Source organism: Psychrosphaera aestuarii (assembly GCF_017948405.1).
GTDB lineage: Bacteria > Pseudomonadota > Gammaproteobacteria > Enterobacterales > Alteromonadaceae > Psychrosphaera > Psychrosphaera aestuarii.
In genome coordinates this window covers 1,676,860-1,695,931 of record NZ_CP072844.1, presented here as the reverse complement: position 1 = coordinate 1,695,931, position 19,072 = coordinate 1,676,860, and the positions used below count along the sequence as shown (strand labels likewise).

Here is a 19,072-nt window from a genome sequence, read left to right as displayed (position 1 = left end):
CTCTTTTACTTAAGTGTTGCTAATGAAATTGATTTAATACCTGCTTCAGTAGCAAGAACGATATTATTATTTTTTAATGCGCCGGCCATTACTGCTTTGCCATCTTCAAATATATGATGGTTAAAAGAATCACCGGTTTTAGAAAAGTATAAATTACCCGAATTGGCAAATAAATATAAAGCACCGTCAATAACAAGGATGTCGTTTATTGTCGCGTTACCTTTCATTGTAAATTCAGACCAACTATCTTGATTTTTTTGCTCAAAAATATTGCCTCGTAAGCCCGCAACAACGAGTTCGTTATTGTTATTATTAGCGAGCGAAAAAAATGAGCCGTAGTAATCAACCGGTAATTTAACCCAGTCTTTACCTTGGTTATTACTTGTTGCTAAAAAGCCAGCCTCACCTGCTAAATACCAGGTGTCTTTATTCACATAAATGTCATTAAAGTGCGGAAGTAGGTACTGTTTTTCCGTTTCATAAACTTCTGGGTCAGACTCTTTCATATCTAGTAGGAATTCGCGATCTTCTGCTAATAACAGTTCATCATGAAATTCTTGTTGCCACGTCACACCCAGGTCATCACTTTGCCAATACAGGCCATAAGCACCGACGGCTATAACAGAATTATTTACCGCTGTAATAGATAATAATGGACGGTCCAACTCTGGTTGGTAATTTAATAACTCCCAGTTTTTACCACCATCCACTGTTTTTAAAATAGTTGCATCGTGACCTACTGCATAACCCACGCTTTCGTTTGAAAATGCAATTGAAGTAAGTAACACGTTCACTGGCACATTTGCTTGTGTCCAATCAACTCCATTATCAGAGAGTATAATATGACCACGTTCCCCAACTGCAACGAGGTTTTGTCCCACAGATATAATATCCGTAAGTAATCGGGTACTCGCAAGATCACTTTTTACTGATTTAGTAGGGTCTATTGAAATTTTTACGGACGCAGAGGCGTCAGATGTTGCTATAAAGGCAGCAACTAAAAGAGAAACGATAGGATAAAGGGAAATTTTTGTCATAAAACTCTTAGTTTTTTAGTTTGTGTTCGGTTATTGGTACTCGGTTTAAAGTAAAAACGGCTGGACTTGCCAACCGTTTTATTAAGTTAATGCTTATGCACTATCTGTTCGAGCGGCGTAATGCTGCAGGAGTATAGTCACTTGCATTTTGTTCCGTTTGGAAGTCGTACATTTTTTGTTCGTTATCCAAACCGATTGCAATATAACGTCTTGAGTTCAAGTCGTAATATGCATCTAAAGTACTCCAATGAGTTGGTACTTCATAATAGTTGATACCATAAGCTACCGCAACTCTATACAACTCATCACGGTTGTCATACAAGTCAGCGATATGAATCTGCCAAGAGTCTTCATCAATATAGAAAGTACGCTTTTTATAAACATGGCTAATGCCATCTTTTAGCGTTGCTTCTACAACCCAAACACGGTGCTTTTCCCAACGAACTAAGTCAGTATTGATATGACCTGGTTTGATGATGTCTGAATATTTCAGGCTATCGCTGTGTAGTTTATAGCTGTTATAAGGAATGAAAACTTCTTTTTTACCTTTCAATTCCCAGTTATAACGGTCTGGTGCGCCATTGTACATGTCGAAGTCATCAGTTGTACGAAGACCATCAGACGCTGTTCCTGGTGCATCATATGCTACGTTTGGTGCACGACGAACACGGCGTTGACCAGAGTTATATGTCCAAGCTTGACGTGGTTTCTTAACTTGATCCATAGTTTCATGAACAAGTAATGCTGTGCCGGCTAATCGAGCTGGCTCCGTCACGTTTTGTTTAAAGCGGAACAAAATATTGCTCTCTTCTAAAGCCTCAGGTGTCGCAGACTTTTGAGAGTACTCAATAGAAATCGCTTCATCAAAACCAATGTAAGTGAAGTCACCATCTGCTGTAGGTGCTGCTTGACCACCGTTACGCGTGGTTTGTTCACCACGGAAACGTAAAATATGGTTCCAAATTGCTTCTAACCCGTTCGCCGGAATTGGAAAAGGAACACCAATTGCTGCACCTTTAATTCCATTACCACCTTCAACTAATTCAGCACGACTTGCATTTTCGATGGTTGCATCATAAACATACTGTGGGAAAGACGCTGTACGACGTGATTGATAAATATCCATTTTGTAAGTATCTGGATAAGTTTCAAACATCTTTTTAATACCCGGAGTTAAAAACTCAGCGTATTTGTCTTTATTCGCGTTTGTAACTGTGTATAACACCTTGTCGCCAGAAAACGGGTCTGGATGGTGCATGCCTATTGTATAACCTGCAGGTGCAGAAGTGATACCACCGGTCCAAGCAGGAATTGAGCCATCTGCATTTGCTGCTTTTACCGCGCCTAAAGGTGTTAATTCACCCTTTAATTTAGCTGCTTCCGCAGCTGGAACTTTTGCATCAGCCCCTACCGACGCAAACGCCAGAGCAACGACTGAAGATAATAAGGTAATTTTATTCATTTAAAGTGTTCCTCTACAACGAATATTTAATGTTAAACGACACATAGTCACGATCTGAAGTTTGGTTAATTGTGCCTACACCATCATAGAAAGTGTTATAAGACATACCAAACGACCATGTGCTTTGATAATCGATTTCAACTGCGAAGCTTGCTGATTTCTTATCTTCATGGAATAAGAAAAGTGGATCTGGTGTAATACCATCAACATCGTGCGCAAACGTAATTCTTGGTTTAACGTTAAACGAACCGAATACACGGTTTATTTCACCTGCTAGAATTATGCGGTAGCCCCAAGCATCTTCCGTTGGGAAAAATTGCTCTGGCGCTGTGCCATTTTGTACGCCAGCTAAAACACCTGCAGCTACATCGTCACCAGTTTGACCACTACGCTCTGTACCAGGCGCATTAAAGCGAATCATGTCTTCTGAAGGCATATCCTGAATTTGGATGTAACCAACTTCAAATACTGCATTAAAGTTATCTAGACCAAAACTAGGACCAAACGAGTGAATCACGGTAGCTTGCGCTTGAAGTGTATCTAAACGACAGAAGCCATCTGCTGTTGCACCTAGCTCAGGGCTTTGAATGTCACAACCTTCTACTTGGGTTCTTCCATATTGAGAAAGTCCATCAAGTTCTTGGCGAAGGCCTGCGTTTGCCAACTGTTGAGGCATTGCTGCGAATAACAGTTCTGCATCATCAATTTGTAATGGCTCGCCTTCACGGTAGGAAATTTCACCAGACAATGCGGTTGTACCAACCGTAGTGTTAAAACTAAAGCCGTATAGTTTGATGTCTTCAGGGAAAACAATCACGCCTTTGGTAAACGCATTTAAGTTATTGAACTGCTCAGTAGATAAACCACCAGAACCTTGCGCTACCGCCATCGTTTGAAGATCAGCACCAATAGCGCCTGCACTAAAATCAGAGGCTACACCAGAGATTAGTGGACGACGTGAATGATAGTTAATATAGTAAAAACCAAATTCACTGTAGTTTAAGTCTTCCGCAAACCATCCAAGCTTAAGACCAAACTGGCCATCATCGCTTGCTTCACGATCGCTTGAAGAATCTCTAATTGCAAACTTTGTTGCATAACCTAAATACATTTGTGCAAGTTGTTCTGAAGGAACTGCACCTGTCGCTGCCATCATTCCCAACTCATCCAGACCAGCAATCAAACCATCACGGTCTAAATCTGGGTTTGAAGCAAAGTTAAGTTGGATATTGTTGTACTGACCACCGGCACCGGCAAAATCATTTGTAGAGAAGTACGAACCTGGAGTCGGTAAACGCGTTTTTTGCCACTCGTATTGATAGAAAGCTTCTAGAGAAAGAGCCTCGTTAATACCAACGTTTGCCCAAACCATTCCCGTAGGAATGAACGCTTCTTTTAAATCTGCTCCTGGAGCCTTTAAACGTGCTATATCTACAGGGCTTACGTTAATACCATGAGGAATAAGTGTGCTTTCACCCCAAGATAATACTTGCTCACCTACACGAATAGATACTGGGTTTTGGCCGTCATTAAAATCAAAGTCAGCAAAGAAATACGCATCTAAAACTCGGAAGTCCTGACAAACTAACTCTTTAGCTTCTTCATCACGACATACATCGAATGATTTTCCTGTTACCGAATTCTTGTAGCCGATACCTTCTGCTGCGAAGTCTTTGTAATACATGAAGCTAACAACAGCACCGTAGTTTTCAGCACTAATAGTTAACTCATGGAAACCTTTAATAACTTCAGAAAACGAGTCACCCGCATCGTAGTTTAAGTTACCTAAGTCACCATTGGTTGAATATGAACCCGACGTTGCCCATACATCAGTATTAGCATACAAAGGTGCATATCCTTTGTAATTCGCCCAGTTAAATAGTTGATTGTTTGATTTACCGATATTGCTTTTGAAATCGCGATCTTCTAAGCGATAAGCAGCACCAGCAGAAAATGTTGAATCGAATGAAACATCGAAATTGCCAACTTTAAAATTTGCGGCAGTTGCACCCATTGATTGCATTGCTAATACAGCAGAAGCAACGCTAATAGCCAATGGTTTGAGCGCAAGCCTGCGTTCCCCTTTAGTCATGTTTTTCTCCCCTGTCCTCGTTAGGTTTATTATTTTTTAATTTTTGTGAGGATTAATTTGCTCATCGGATGAGCAAAGTTACTAGTAATAATTACACCAATTAGATGAGCACGCAAGAGCTAAGTTTAAATACAGCCAACTAAAATTATGCCATACATTAAATTAAGCTAAATTTTACGTAGCGCAATAAACTTATTGTTTTCATCAAGGTGCAATTCAAATCGTCCTGAAACTCCATAGCTAGTCATAAAGCTTCTAATGTGATGTGCCGGAAACTGTAGACTTATACCTACATCAGACATTACTTTTATAGAGGTATAGTAACCTTTGTAATACTCCTGACACTCCCTGTTAGTAAGTGTCAGGTAAAATCTAAAAACTCTATTAGCCATTTAATAAAGAACCTAACCTAATGCGCTATTAACTTTTTCATAAAGGTCATTGGATAGTTTTATTTTCGATAAATCAACTAAACATTGCTTCATTAATGAAGCTCGTTTTGTATCGTAGCGTTTGTAAGCTAATAAGGGATCAACTAGCCTTGCTGCTAATTGTGAATTGGAACTATCAATTTCAATTAACAAATCTTTCAAGAATGCGTAGCCCTTGCCATCAAGCGAGTGAAACATCGCTGGATTTCTCATCACGAATGACCCATATAGAGAACGTATTCGGTTAGGGTTAGCTCGATTAAACTCTGCCTTAGTTGACCAATCTGACATTGCCTGATAAACAGCATCATTTTCTGTTGTAGCAACGATTTGAGAAAGTTTATCAAACACTAAAACTTGCCCAGTAAATTGTTGATATAAATGCTCAGTAATCTCTTTACATAAATCAGTATCAGCTATTGAAGCTGCTATTAAACAAGCCATTTTTTCTGTCATATTATTAGCTGCTTTGAATTGGTTTCTAATTATCGCCAACATGTCCTTTGTGTTCGCGTAAGCTGCAAGTTTTAGCAATGCACTTTTATAGCTACGATTAGCAACCACTTCTTTTTCATAACCATTGGCTATGACACCTAATTTATCTATTTCACTTGCTAGCACTTCAAACTTTGAAGCTGCGAGCTGCTTAGCTATTTCGGTCCTTAAATTAAGAATATTATCAACAGCGATAACGTCGAACCCTTCCGCTAATGACTCAAAGCTTGGTATTTTTATCATTTCGGCTTTTACGGCCGCATCTAATTTAGTGTCGTCAATGATGTCGCTAATAACTTCAATTAATCTTTCTCTAACACCTGAGTTATCATCTGAAACCGCCGCTTTTTGCCATAAGCTTTGCAGCATGTCCCAACGACAGAAACCATCACTCGCATTGTTAATGATTCTGACCATTTGATTTAACGGGACATCTCTATTAACTTTTACGGGCGCTGAGAAGTTTTCAAAAAGAACGATGTCCACCTCTTCAGTTATATCAAAGCTAAATGTTTGTCGTAACTCATCGAGTATAAATTGGCCGCGTTTGAGTGATTGTCCTGTCTGTGCCGATAGGATTTCAAATTTGATTGGAATAACAAAGGGTTTAAATGAAGACTCTCGTCCAAAAACGGTCTGACTTAATTCTAATGTAAGGCTATTATCGTGTTTAGTTTCTTTGACTGAAACAAGCGGTGTACCACTTTGGCTGTACCAGTTTTGAAACTGTGATAAATCGGCGTCGTTTGCATCAGCCATCGCATTTACAAAATCATCGCACGTTACAGCTTGGCCGTCATAACGTTTAAAATATAGATCCATGCCCTTTTTGAAGCCACTTGCTGATAACAAAGTGTGCAACATACGAATGACTTCTGCACCCTTGTCGTAAACGGTAACGGTATAAAAGTTATTCATTTCGATAACTTTGTCAGGTCTAATTGGGTGTGACATCGGTCCGGCATCTTCAGCAAATTGCATTGTACGCATTATATTTGCGTGACTAATTCGTTCGATTACTTCACTGCCCATATCGGCACTAAATTGTTGGTCCCTAAATACCGTCAGACCTTCTTTAAGACTCAGCTGAAACCAGTCTCTACAGGTAATTCTATTGCCAGTCCAATTGTGGAAATACTCATGAGCGATAACTGACTCAATGCCATGATAATCGGCATCTGTTGCAGTAGATTCGTCGGCTAAAACGTATTTGCTATTAAAGATATTTAGCCCTTTGTTTTCCATTGCACCCATATTAAAAAAGTCAACGGCAACTATCATATATGTATCTAAATCGTATTCGAGATCATAAACCTTCTCATCCCATTCCATCGACTTTATCAATGATGCCATAGCATGATGAGCTAAGTGTAAATTACCTTTATCGACATACAGTTCAAGCGCTATCTCTTTTCCTGAACGAGTAACAAATTTATCTTCCAATAGGTCAAAACTGCCAGCAACCAAGGCAAACAAATAGCTAGGCTTTGGAAATGGATCGTGCCAAGTCGCGGTTACTCTTCCAGTCTTATTATCTAACGACTTAGCGATTAAATTGCCGTTAGCCAATATATGCTGGTAACTTTGATCAGCGCACACTTCAACAGTGAACACAGATAGTATGTCTGGACGGTCAAGATACGGTGTAATTTTTCTAAAGCCCTCGGCTTCACATTGTGTGCAAAATACGCCCTCTGATTTGTATAAACCCTCTAACGCTGAATTATTAGCTGGGTCTACAACCGACGTTGTTATCAATATAAACGTGTCGGGTAAACTTTTTATAATTAAACTTCCTGTACTTTGCTCATAATCAGCAGTTTGCAACGTTTCCCCGTTTACAGATAAAGACAAAACCTTCTCTACTTCTGAATCCAATATCAAAGGTAAGTCATGTTCATGACTTTTATGTATATGCAATTCTGCAGTAACTACAGTTTGGTGATCGTAAAGATCAATATTTAAATTAGTTTGTGTGATTAAGTAATGTGGGGCTTGATAATCTTTTCGATATTTAGCTTGAGGGTTGTGAACCTTAGTGTCAGTCATAAATAAACCTTAAAACATGAACCGTAAAACTGAAGACGGACCATAATGATTGGTCCGTCTTATTAATTATTGCTCTTGCTTCTTAAGAACTTTAATACCTAAGTAAGCAAATAAAATAGCCAGCATCGGGTTAATTAAGTTGAAGAAAGCGAACTGCCAATATTCTAGAGGGCTAACTAAAAGTACCCCCGCCATATAAGCACCACATGTATTCCACGGAATTAGAGGACTTGTAATTGTTCCGCCGTCTTCTAAAGCTCTAGAAAGATTAACATTTGCTAATCCTCTGCGCTCGTATTCTTCTCGATACATACGACCTGTCATTACTAACGACATATATTGGTCTGCAGTCACTACATTTATACCAAACGCAGTACCGATTGTAGCTGTAATTAAAGAACCTGATGACTTAGCTGCTGATAAAATACTACGAACAAAAACAGCGAGTAGACCAAGTTTTTCCATAACCGCCCCAAACATCAGCGCGGTCATAATAAGCCAGGTTGTATTCAGCATTGAAGACATACCGCCACCGCTTAGAAGCTTGTCCATGTTGTCATCACCAGTAACGATACTGAAGCCATCAAACATTGCCTTCCAAACGACCGCAATTTTTTGAATAAAATCATCACCACCGGCAACTTTAGCAAGCAAGTCTGGCTGGAATACATAACCCCAAACTGCACCTATTAATGCACCTATAAAAATAGCTGGGAACGCTGGTACTTTTTTTATCGCCATTACAACTAAAACAACAAGTGGCAATAAGTGAATTAATGAAACGTCATAAGTATTACTAATAATTTCTTGAACATTGCCTATCGACACACTTTCAGCGCTAGCTTCTTCAGTAAAGCCAAGGATTGTAAATAGTATAAGAGCAATAACGAACGATGGTACGGTTGTCCATAACATGTGACGTATATGGTCGAACAAATCGCTACCAGCAACAGCCGGTGCTAAGTTAGTTGTTTCAGATAGTGGGCTGACTTTGTCACCAAAATACGCACCCGATACCACGGCTCCAGCAGCAATAGCTGGCGACATACCAATACCTGTAGCTATACCCATAAGCGCAACACCAACGGTAGCGGCTGTAGTCCAAGAGCTACCTATACTCATTGCAACAATCGCACTTAGCAAACACGCTGCGGCATAAAACCAATCAGGGTTAAGGATTTGCAAACCATAATATATAAGGGTTGGGACCGTTCCTGCTAATAACCACGTACCAATTAGCGAACCTACAGCTAAAAGAATAAATATTGCTCCCATAGACACAGATATGCCATGAATCATTGCTTCTTCTAGTTGCTGCCACTTATAACCGTTCTTAATCCCGATTAAACATGCTACGCCAGTAGCCAACAAAAGGACTATTTGATTAGGTCCATATGAGCTATCTGCACCGTACAAAGCTACCGAGGCAGCGAGCAATAATACAAGAAACAGTAGCGGTATAATTGCATCAAAAAATGAAGGTTGGTTTGTTGATTTCAATTGAAAATCCTCTAAAAAATATACTTCGATTAAGAGCTAAAGCTCACTAATCCTATTAGGTTTAGAAAAACGAACAAAACTGCGATTGGAGTAAACCAACGCAATGTAACGTACCAGACGCTAAATACTTTTTCAGATACGTTAAGTTCTTGTGCAACTGCTTCTTTTTGCATTACCCAAGCGACAAAAATAGCCGTTGCTAAACCACCAAGAGGAAGTAGAACATCCGCTGTTAAATGATCGATTAATTCAAAGTAGTTTGAAACATGTTTACCTACAAACACAAAGTCTAACTTTGCCCATTCTGCTCCGGTAAAAGAAAACACCGTTAGCATACTTACAAACCATAGACTTACGACTGCTGTTAACGCAGCTTTACCACGTGTAAACGACAAACGTTCCACTAACCAGGCTACCGCAGATTCAACCATAGCAATCGCCGATGTGAATGCTGCAAAGCCAAGCATGACAAAAAAGATGGTTCCGAACACAATGCCGCCCCACATTTGTCCAAACGCAATTGGTAAGCTTACAAACACAAGTCCTGGACCCGCAGTTGCCTCTAAACCATTACCAAATACAATTGGATAAATTGCCATACCAGCAATAAGCGCAATAACCGTATCAGCTATTGCAATAGCAACTACAGATTGAGCTATGCTCGTTTTCTGTGGCAAATATGCGCCGTATATCATCATTGCACCAGACGCTAAACTTAACGTAAAAAATGCATGACCTAGCGCAATTAATACACCTGAGAATGTCAACTTAGAAAAGTCCGGATAAAACATAAAACGGATGGTTTGTGCAAAGTCGCCGTTAATTGCTGCGTAACCTGCTATGATCAGTAGCAATAAGAACATTGTTGGCATTGCATATGTAACAGCTTTTTCTAGGCCGTTTTTAAGACCTTTACCTACAATTAGACCTGTAACGGCTAATACTATCGTTGTCCATAGTATTAATGTGCTTGAGTCATTTTGCAGATCGTTAAATATAGTTTGAATTTTCTCTGGGGATGCGCCAACAAAATTACCTGCTGCTGACTCAAAAATATAAGAGACCGCCCAACCGGCTATAACGGCATAAAAAGACAGAATTAAAAAACCTGCAATTAAGCCAACCCAGCCAACAAGGCTCCACTTTGTACTAGCTTTAGCCTCTAACGCGAGCGCTCGAACTGAATTACCCGGGCTTTGTCTGCCTCGACGTCCAATCAAGACTTCCGCCATCATTACCGGAATACCGATAGCAAATATACAAACAAGATAAACGATAACGAAGGCACCGCCACCATTTTCACCCATAATGTATGGAAACTTCCAAACATTACCTAAACCTACCGCAGAACCTGTTGCGGCTAATATAAACGCTAGTCTGCTAGACCATTGACCATGATCAACATTTGTTGACATGTGTCCCCCTTAAAGTTTTAAATATTTTTATTATTGTTTTGTATCTTTTACTAAAAAAGCAGCCAACGGCTGCTTTTCATCACCTTGACTGGCTACTTCGTCACTTTAGCGAACTGACCAGAGGATATTAAATCTGAAATAATGCGTGCAGACTCTTCAAGGAAAGGGTCAAGCTCTTCTACCTGTTTTGGTAGATCTGCGTCTACTGATTCAACTGCATCTAAACCAAAACGTTTTAATCGTTCATTTATTCGAATTAACCGCTCTGATTTATTTTTTTCACGCTCAGCTATTCGTTCCGCTTCATTTAGCGAAATGTAGTTCTTATCTTTATTTGCTTTGTATTCTTTAATATCTTTAAACAAATATTCAAACTCAGGCTCGTTTTTTATACGCGCAATGTGACGTCTATTAAGTACTTCAACCTGGCTTGAAACGAGCGCAGACGTTTTATATTTAGCCGGACGGATATTATCCCAAGGTAAAGCATTTTCTTCCTGGCTTTCACCCCAATCGGCTGCATCAATTGCAGATGGGAATATAATGTCAGGCACTACACCCTTGTTTTGAGTACTACCGCCGTCAATTCGATAAAATTTCGCTATGGTAAACTGAATAGAACCAAGCTTGTTATCAAAACGGTCAAAAGCCCTTCCTATTCCACGGTGCTCTTGCACTGTACCTTTACCAAACGTTTGCTCACCAACGATTAACGCGCGACCATAATCTTGAAGTGCTGCTGCAAAGATCTCAGATGCCGAAGCACTATATCGATCTACTAATACCGTTAATGGGCCGTCATAGTAACTCACACCATCATAATCACCGCGTTGGCTAATATTGCCAATACTATTTCTGATTTGAACAACGGGTCCTTTATCAATAAACAAGCCGGTCAATAGTGAAGCTTCTGTTAGTGAGCCGCCACCATTTCCGCGAAGATCAACGATAATGCCTTCGACATTTTTATCTTTAAGCTTTTTAACTTCAGCTTTAACATCTTCCGAAAGGTTGTTATAGAAACTAGGAATAGTAATTACGCCAACTTTTGCGCCTAACTCACCGGTTTTAGATTCAAACATTTCTGAAGATGCAGCGCGATCTTCTAAACGAACTTTGTCACGAATAATGGCAACTTCTTTAGAGTTACCTGGAGCATTATCACCTCTGACAACCTGTAACTTGACTTCAGTGCCCTTCTTGCCTTTTATAAGCTCAACAACATCATCCAAGCGCCAACCAATAACATCAACAAAATCTTCGCTGCCTTGCGCAACCGCAATAATTTTATCTTCTGGTTTTAGTTGATTGGTTTGATCTGCTGGACCGCCTGGAACTAAACTACGAATAACGGTGAACTCATCTACGGGCTGCAAAACAGCACCGATACCCTCTAGCTCTAAATTCATTTCCACTTTAAATCTGTCTGCACGACGAGGCGAAAGATAAGAAGTGTGAGCTTCAATACTTCGTGCAAATGAATTCATCACCAACTGAAACGCATCTTCATTTTGCGACTGCGTTAGGCGTCGAACAGCATTGACATAACGTTTCTCTAATGTTTCTTTTATCCCGTCAACATCCTTGCCTGCAAGTTTAAGATTTAATGCATCATACTTAAGTTTTTTGGCCCAAAACTCATCAAGCTCAGCTTCTGTAGTAGCCCACGGCTGATCTTCACGGTCAAAATAAAAAACATCTTTTTTCGTAAAATCCATCGGCTTTTCAAGCCACTGAATTGCTTGGCGGTAGCGGTCAACTCGACGTTTGATTGACTCTTCAAACAGGTCAAAAGCGAAATCTAAAGAACCAGTACTGATGCCGTCATCAAATTTTGTGGCGTATTGACTAAATTTTTCAATATCAGAGGCGAGAAATAGACTCTTGTTATAGTCTAAGTTTCTCAGGTACCTATCGTAAATTTTTGCAGACAGTTCATCATCAAGTTGAACTTTTTTATAATGCGAACGAGAAAACCAGGCAGTGATCCTTTTGGAAGCCACTTTGTGTTGGGCCTCTTGAACCAAATCTGGAACAACAAAATCTTCTATCTTGCTTTCCGCGTGTGCCACGCTAAAAAGTGATAAAGACGCGATTATCGAGCTTGCTAATACGTTCTTAACTGTCTGCATATACGCTCCTATGCTTTAAAAATACTATCCTTTGATACCTTCATAACCATACCTGAAGATAATTGAACTGAAACCTCTCCTTTTGAAGCTTCGACAATTGTCGCTGCCATTGGTTTCATTCCTAGCTTAACTAAAACAGAGGTACCTTCACTAAAGTCTTCATTGCTTACCAATTCTTTAACTGGTTGCAACTCTTTATCCGCGGCCTTTTCTACTGGCTTCGCTTTACGTTTAGGTGGGTTTTTAACGGCTTTAGTTGGACGTTTTGGTGCATCCTTTTTTGCTTGCGCTTTACGTTTTTCATCAAACTTGGCTTTACTTTCGGCAAGTTGAGCTTTTGCATGCTCTACATGTTCAGACGTTAGTGCCTCAACATCTTGGCCAGCTAAATCCACTCGCATTCCACCTTTTTCAACAGCTTCTAGGTATCTCCAGCTGTTAGTGTATCGACGTAGAGCATGACGAACTTGTGTTTTTGAGACTGGATCTTCTTCACTTAATTCTGAAGCTATGTCATTAAAAATACCGATTTTTAATGGTTTAGCTGCTCCTTTGATGCTAAAGCTTTCAGGGAATTTAGTTGCTAAAAATTCGATAACTGTTTTAAGGTCTGTTTTCTGTTGAGATTGCATTAATCGTTCTCTATTTCATCTAATTTCTGAACTACAAAGCTAGTTAACCAACTTTCTAATTCATCTAATTCATTTTCTATAACAAAGTCTTGTCCAGCGACAGCTTCCCAAAACTCGTCAAATAATTTTTCCGCCATCAAAGGTGTGGCGTGATCTGGTAGCATGCCATATGCTTGATAAATCATTTCATTTATTCGTTCTACGACTTCTTCTTCTTCGCCATCCCAATCACCAACGATTTCTATGCCGACTAGAAAGTCTCGAACGTCTATAAACTCTTTCATTATAATTTATGGCCAAATAGTTTGGATCATTTCAACGAGCTGTTCCATGCCAGTTGCGTCCTCTTGATCAAAACGGCCCACTGACGGACTGTCAATGTCTAACACTGCAACGACCGAACCATCAACTACTATAGGCACTACTACCTCTGAGTTACTGGCGGCGTCACACGCTATGTGGCCTTCGAACTCATGAACATCAAATATTAATTGCGTTTTGTTTTCAGCTACTGCTGTACCACAAACACCTCTACCGACAGGGATTCGTACACATGCTGCGCGCCCCTGAAACGGGCCAAGGATAAGCTCGTCGCTTTCACCGTTAACGCTTTTGCCCATTAAGTAAAAACCTGCCCAATTTACGTCATCTAATCTTTCGAAAAGAATGGCACTTATATTAGAAAGGTTAGCAATAAGATTCGGCTCGCCTTCACACAACGCTTTAGCTTGCATGATTATCTCACGATAGAATTCTTTTTTGTCCAAAGTTATCCCACAGATTTTTCATTGTTAAAAATATAGCCTGCTAAGTTACCCCTAATCACTGTAAATTTAAAGGCGTTGTCGCTAATAAAGTTCGGCTATTTATACTTTTTGGGCGTTTTTTCAGCAAGGTTCTATAAAAATAGCGCTCTTACCTTGTCTCGGTAACTTCTGCTTACTCTAATTTCGTGCTCATTGTTGAGTTGAATGACATATTCACCATTGCTTAAGGTCAAGACTTTCTTCACTGCGTTGTTATTAACTAATACTGAACGGTGCACTCTTACAAACAGTTTAGGATTTAATTCTTGCTCAAGTTGTTTCATTGTTTTTCGTAAAATATGCGTCTGACCATCTGCGCAATGAACACACATATAATCACCAGCGGCATCAACCCAAAGCACATCATGGACTGACAACCGAGTTGTCTCTCCAACGTCTTTAACGGAAATGTAATCGCGATATTCCTGGACAGCTAACGGCTCTCCTTTTGCTAAACTGTCAAGTATTTCATCGGAATTAGACCCCGTGAGTTGAGCCATAAATTTAACCAGTTGCATTTGCTGCTCTGAACTGTGAGAAGAAGAAAAACTGTTTTCTACTTTTTGCATGCATTCTTTTAGACGGTCTTCGTCCACGGGCTTCAGTAAATAGTCGATAGCATGAACTTCAAACGCTTTTAACGCATATTGGTCATAGGCCGTTACAAAAACAATCTTTGGTAATTCTGTTAATTCTTGTTGTAGCCTATTTAATACATCAAATCCGGTCATACCCGGCATTTGGATATCTAGAAAGACCAAATCAGGTTTTAGTTCAATAATTTTCTCAATAGCCTGATGGCCATTTTTGCACTGTTCTATTATGTCTACACGCTCAAATTTGCTGAGTCGAATTTGTAAGCCTTTACGAGCTAATGGCTCGTCATCCACTATTATTGTTTTTATTGCTTTTAACATTTAACAGTCCTACTCAGGTTCAAATTCTAATGGAATTCGAATATTAACTTTTAAGCCATTAGGTTCCACCGATGATAATACAAAAGAATGATCATCGTATAAATTTTGTAAACGCTCTTTTATATTTTTAATACCCACACCTACACCTTGCTGACCATTATTATAATGGCCATTATCAAGGCCCGGTCCATTATCCTTTACCTCTAAAAGCAAATCATGGCCGAAGGTTTTTGCACTAACGGAAATAATCCCACCTTCATCACACGCGGCAATTGCGTATTTGATAGAATTCTCTATCAAAGGTTGCAACAGCAGGCTTGGCACTAGCGCTTGTTCTGCGTCTTCCGATACTGTCCATTCAACCGCTAATCTATCTTCAAATCGAATTTTTTCGATTTCTAAGTACAACGATAACGCTTTAATTTCTTGGCGCAAAGGCACTTTTTTAATGGGGTCAGTATGTAAAGAATGACGCAAAAACTCACTTAATTTGCTTACCATTCTATTCGCAGTATTATTTTCTTCACACATTATTAGTGTCGAAATTGCATTTAATGTGTTGAATAAAAAGTGTGGATTTAATTGATATCGCAACATCTTAAGTTGTGCTTGGTTTGCCATATTGGCTGCGGTAAGTACTTTTTGTCTCTCTTTTTGTAGCATTTGGTAATATTTGATACCAAAGTACAAGCCGCTCCAACAAAGGACAATATAAAAACTACCTAAGGTATTTTGAAAGTATATGGTCCAGTCATCTGGATGCGAGCCAAATTTATAAAATTCAAAAAAGCTAAACCTTTTAATAACGCCCCAAGTTATACCCACCACAAACGATGCGCTTAAAATCGTTAAAACAAGCTGACTCGGTTTCATGTCCCATACTTTTTGATACAGGTAACGCAACGGGAAAGTTAGCATCGCCCCTATATAAGCGTCGGAAATAATAATAAAAACATAGCTGTCTCTAAAATTATCTACAAATGAGCCTATGTAATGAACTAGTGCAAAACTACACCAGCCTACTATGTGTAAAATCCAGAAAAACTTTTTTCTGTCATCTATTAATGTTTGAAAATTCAAATTAATTCCACCCCTCAGCGTAAAGCTGTTATAAATACATTATAAGGAGAAGGTTGGGTTAAATACGGCAAATAGACCCGTGAACAGGGTCATTTGTCGCATTACGGTAGGTTAGTTTTGTTCTTTGCCAAGACCAAAAAGGTGACAAAAAATCCATGCGGGGCCAATTAATAAAAATTGAACGTCTTTAAAGAACGATGGTTTTTTACCTTCAATTTTATGACCGATAAATTGCAAAACCCAAGCAATGACAAATACAATGACTGACATGACTAACACAGACATGGTTACGTTACTTTCCCACCAAGCTATAAATAGAATCATAACAATAGAAGTGACTGTCATACCAAAACCTACTATTAAAGAAAGGCGAAAGTAAAATATAAGTGCAGGCACTAAAAATAACGTAGCCCAATTAACATAATTCGGTAAGTTAACTGCCGGAAACGGCACACTCCACAACAGGCCAATTACCGTCATAAATATAGCGGGAACACAGATGTAGTGAATGATTTTATTTGTTCGGTTTTGGTGGCTTTCGCCATATTCTGAAAGCCACTGCTGCAAATTTTTCATATGTTTATATCTTTTTTATTATTATTTGGTAGCAATATAAACGGTAAGCACATCGAAAAACAAGCACAACCAAAACTTTTTACATATCTATGTCGGCCAAAACTGGTGTTGGTTTACGATCATCATCTAATGCAACAAATTTAAACGAGCCAGAGATAGCTTTATGCTTATCATCTTGATACATGCCTTCAATAAATATGTTTACTTCCACCACTAAACTTGTTCTACCTAATTGTGCAATACTTGCCACTAGTTCAACAATGGACCCAGCTGGAATTGGCTCTTTGAAATCAACTCGATCAGAGGAAATAGTAACAAGGGGTTTACGACAAAATCTTGTCGCACAAATAAACGCTACTTCATCCATCCAGGCTAAGGCTTCTCCACCAAATAGGGTGTTGTGATGATTTGTACGACCTGGGAACACGGTTTTGGTTGTGTAGGTAGTTGCATAATTAATTCTGGCTTGGACTTTTTCTGAATATTCCATATGATCACTATTAGCTTGAAGGATTTAGCTCTATTATAAACCGAATATGACACTTACTATTAAGAATACTTAAGTATTCTGTATTAATTGTTAATTTTTTAGTCACTATGGGTAAATTTTGTTATGTCTGCTGTCAATTATATTATTTCTATCGAAAACCCAGTAACGCACTTATTCTCTGTAAAAATAAACTATAACCCTTCAACTCCAAAATTTGACGAGTTATATATGCCAAATTGGATTCCTGGCAGTTATATGATTCGGGATTTTGCAAAACATGTTCTTGATGTTAAAGCTTTTGATGAAAACGGTTCTTTAGATATTAACTTCGTTTCTAAAAACACCTTAAAACTGACTCATAATCAACGTCCCGTTACAGTTGAATACAAGTACTATGCATTTGATTTAAGCGTACGAAAAGCATATTTAGATCAGGAATACGGCTTTATCAATCCAGCCAGTAGTTGCTTTACAGTAAAGGGCCTTGAACAACTTAAATGCAATGTAACTCTTAGTAAACAACAAGACCCTTCAACAAAGAACTGGACGCCAGCAACAGGGTTAGACAAGGCAAATCAAACAGACGACTTTAGTTGGGGCGATTACTGTGCAGATAATTATTTAGCATTTACTGACTATCCAATATTGTTTGGCGAATTAGACATAGCCAAATTCACGATCAATGAAATTCCGCATTATGTGATCACTGTAGGTCAACACTTTGGTGACTTGCAACGGGTTGCTCGCGACTTAACCCCGATTTGTCAGTATCAAGCAGACATGTTTAATGGCCTACCAAAAGGTGTCGAGCAATACTTATTTCTGACTATGATCACAGATAACGGTTTTGGCGGATTAGAACACCTAAATTCTACTGCTCTAGTTGCGAGCCGATTTGATATTGCCAGTTCCAAACAAGAAATAAGTGATGGTTATCAAACTTTTTTAAGCTTGTGTAGTCATGAATATTTGCACACTTGGAACGTGAAGCGCTTAAAGCCAAAAGAGTTCATGCCATACCAACTAGATCAAGAGGTGTATACCACTCAGCTATGGTTTTATGAGGGTATGACCTCTTATTTTGATGACCTAAGCTTGGTTGCCACAAACACAATATCAATAGAAACATACTTAAACGGATTGGCAAAAACACTAACAAGAATTGAGCGTGGAGAAGGACAGTTACGTCAGTCGGTTACTGAGAGTAGTTTATTAACGTGGACAAAGTTCTATCAACAAGACGATACTGCGCCCGACCAGATTGTAAGTTACTATTTAAAAGGCGCGGCTATTGCCTGTTTTGCTGATTTAGCAATTCGTCAGCAATCAAATAATGAACAGTCTTTAAAGGAAGTTATGGCTACGGCCTGGAATAAATTTGGCGTGACTAATTTAGGGACCAGTCAACAGGATTTGGAAAGTCTATTTCATACATTTATGTCTGAAACTCACTATAAGCAGTTTCTAAGTATGCTTTACAATAAAGAAAAGATTGATTTAAAAGAAGTGTTTAACAGTGTTGGTTTAAAATTGAGTTACCATGCTCAACAAAAAGTCGGCCAATGGTTTAATGATACAAAACCTACAGAATCGGTGGGACAACCGAAACTTGCTGCTCCTAATTATTGGATTGGGGCTACGTTAGCTAAAATAAATGGTGAAGTTGTCGTAAAACAAGTTATGGAAAACTCCCCGGCGCAGTTGGCAGGCATAGCAACTGGCGATGTTCTCGTTGCGTTTAATAGCCTGAAAATCAACACTGATAGTATTGAGGCTTTAGTAAAAAATGCTGCAATAGATAAAGGAAATAAGATCCATTATTTTAGAAAGGATAGGCTCTTACACGCCGACATAGAGATGAGAACAAGCGCAGACTTTGTTGCGGGTTTTTCTATCGTTGACCGCGCAAAAGTACGAGCATGGCTTAGTTAATCTTTCATTGCTGCTTAACCAACAAG

16 protein-coding genes are annotated in these 19,072 nt (G+C 39.1%); 1 reads left to right on the top strand and 15 read right to left on the bottom strand.

The genetic code is table 11. The annotated features are described in order from the left end of the window. Positions 1 to 5: 5 nt before the first annotated feature. The 15 genes from J9318_RS07755 to J9318_RS07685 all read right to left on the bottom strand — a co-directional run bounded on the left by J9318_RS07755 (position 6) and on the right by J9318_RS07685 (position 17,114). Positions 6 to 1,037: a WD40/YVTN/BNR-like repeat-containing protein gene (locus J9318_RS07755; RefSeq protein WP_210559380.1), complete on the bottom strand. Its 1,032-nt coding sequence runs from the start codon at positions 1,035 to 1,037 to the stop codon at positions 6 to 8. Between the two features lie 100 nt (positions 1,038 to 1,137). Then, positions 1,138 to 2,499, bottom strand: coding sequence for a DUF1329 domain-containing protein (locus J9318_RS07750; protein ID WP_210559379.1), 1,362 nt, complete (start codon positions 2,497 to 2,499; stop codon positions 1,138 to 1,140). 13 nt (positions 2,500 to 2,512) lie between these two features. Next, complete coding sequence (locus J9318_RS07745) at positions 2,513 to 4,591, bottom strand: DUF1302 domain-containing protein (protein ID WP_210559378.1); 2,079 nt, start codon at positions 4,589 to 4,591, stop codon at positions 2,513 to 2,515. Between the two features lie 167 nt (positions 4,592 to 4,758). Continuing rightward, positions 4,759 to 4,983 carry a DUF2835 family protein gene (locus J9318_RS07740; protein ID WP_210559377.1) on the bottom strand — a complete coding sequence of 75 codons (225 nt, stop codon included), beginning with the start codon at positions 4,981 to 4,983 and terminating at the stop codon, positions 4,759 to 4,761. Between the two features lie 12 nt (positions 4,984 to 4,995). Then, entirely contained in the window at positions 4,996 to 7,566 is a 2,571-nt protein-coding gene (gene pepN, locus J9318_RS07735; protein WP_210559376.1) for an aminopeptidase N, read from the bottom strand. Positions 7,567 to 7,632: 66 nt separating this feature from the next. Then, positions 7,633 to 9,066 (bottom strand): Na+/H+ antiporter NhaC, encoded by a 1,434-nt coding sequence (gene nhaC, locus J9318_RS07730; protein ID WP_210559375.1) that lies wholly within the window; start codon positions 9,064 to 9,066, stop codon positions 7,633 to 7,635. Positions 9,067 to 9,095: 29 nt separating this feature from the next. Then, on the bottom strand, positions 9,096 to 10,481 hold the full coding sequence (locus tag J9318_RS07725) for a sodium-dependent transporter (RefSeq protein ID WP_210559374.1): 1,386 nt from the start codon (positions 10,479 to 10,481) through the stop codon (positions 9,096 to 9,098). 92 nt (positions 10,482 to 10,573) lie between these two features. Next, a complete protein-coding gene (prc, locus tag J9318_RS07720) occupies positions 10,574 to 12,613 on the bottom strand; it encodes a carboxy terminal-processing peptidase (RefSeq protein WP_210559373.1) in 2,040 nt (679 codons plus the stop codon). An 8-nt stretch (positions 12,614 to 12,621) separates the two neighbouring features. Further along, positions 12,622 to 13,245 carry an RNA chaperone ProQ gene (gene proQ, locus J9318_RS07715; protein ID WP_210559372.1) on the bottom strand — a complete coding sequence of 208 codons (624 nt, stop codon included), beginning with the start codon at positions 13,243 to 13,245 and terminating at the stop codon, positions 12,622 to 12,624. Then, complete coding sequence (locus J9318_RS07710) at positions 13,245 to 13,529, bottom strand: VIT1/CCC1 transporter family protein (protein ID WP_210559371.1); 285 nt, start codon at positions 13,527 to 13,529, stop codon at positions 13,245 to 13,247. The genes proQ and J9318_RS07710 overlap by 1 nt, the downstream gene beginning before the upstream one ends. A 6-nt stretch (positions 13,530 to 13,535) precedes the next feature. Beyond that, a complete protein-coding gene (locus J9318_RS07705) occupies positions 13,536 to 14,012 on the bottom strand; it encodes a GAF domain-containing protein (protein WP_210559370.1) in 477 nt (158 codons plus the stop codon). 131 nt (positions 14,013 to 14,143) lie between these two features. Then, positions 14,144 to 14,968: a LytR/AlgR family response regulator transcription factor gene (locus J9318_RS07700; protein ID WP_210559369.1), complete on the bottom strand. Its 825-nt coding sequence runs from the start codon at positions 14,966 to 14,968 to the stop codon at positions 14,144 to 14,146. A 9-nt stretch (positions 14,969 to 14,977) separates the two neighbouring features. After that, a complete protein-coding gene (locus J9318_RS07695) occupies positions 14,978 to 16,048 on the bottom strand; it encodes a sensor histidine kinase (protein WP_210559368.1) in 1,071 nt (356 codons plus the stop codon). 111 nt (positions 16,049 to 16,159) lie between these two features. After that, positions 16,160 to 16,624 (bottom strand): Mpo1 family 2-hydroxy fatty acid dioxygenase, encoded by a 465-nt coding sequence (locus J9318_RS07690; RefSeq protein ID WP_210559367.1) that lies wholly within the window; start codon positions 16,622 to 16,624, stop codon positions 16,160 to 16,162. 79 nt (positions 16,625 to 16,703) lie between these two features. Beyond that, positions 16,704 to 17,114, bottom strand: a complete 411-nt coding sequence (locus J9318_RS07685; RefSeq protein ID WP_210559366.1) for an acyl-CoA thioesterase — start codon at positions 17,112 to 17,114, stop codon at positions 16,704 to 16,706. Between the two features lie 123 nt (positions 17,115 to 17,237). On the opposite strand from J9318_RS07685, the gene J9318_RS07680 reads away from it, so the two are divergent. Then, positions 17,238 to 19,046: a M61 family metallopeptidase gene (locus tag J9318_RS07680; RefSeq protein WP_210559365.1), complete on the top strand. Its 1,809-nt coding sequence runs from the start codon at positions 17,238 to 17,240 to the stop codon at positions 19,044 to 19,046. Positions 19,047 to 19,072 lie beyond the last annotated feature (26 nt).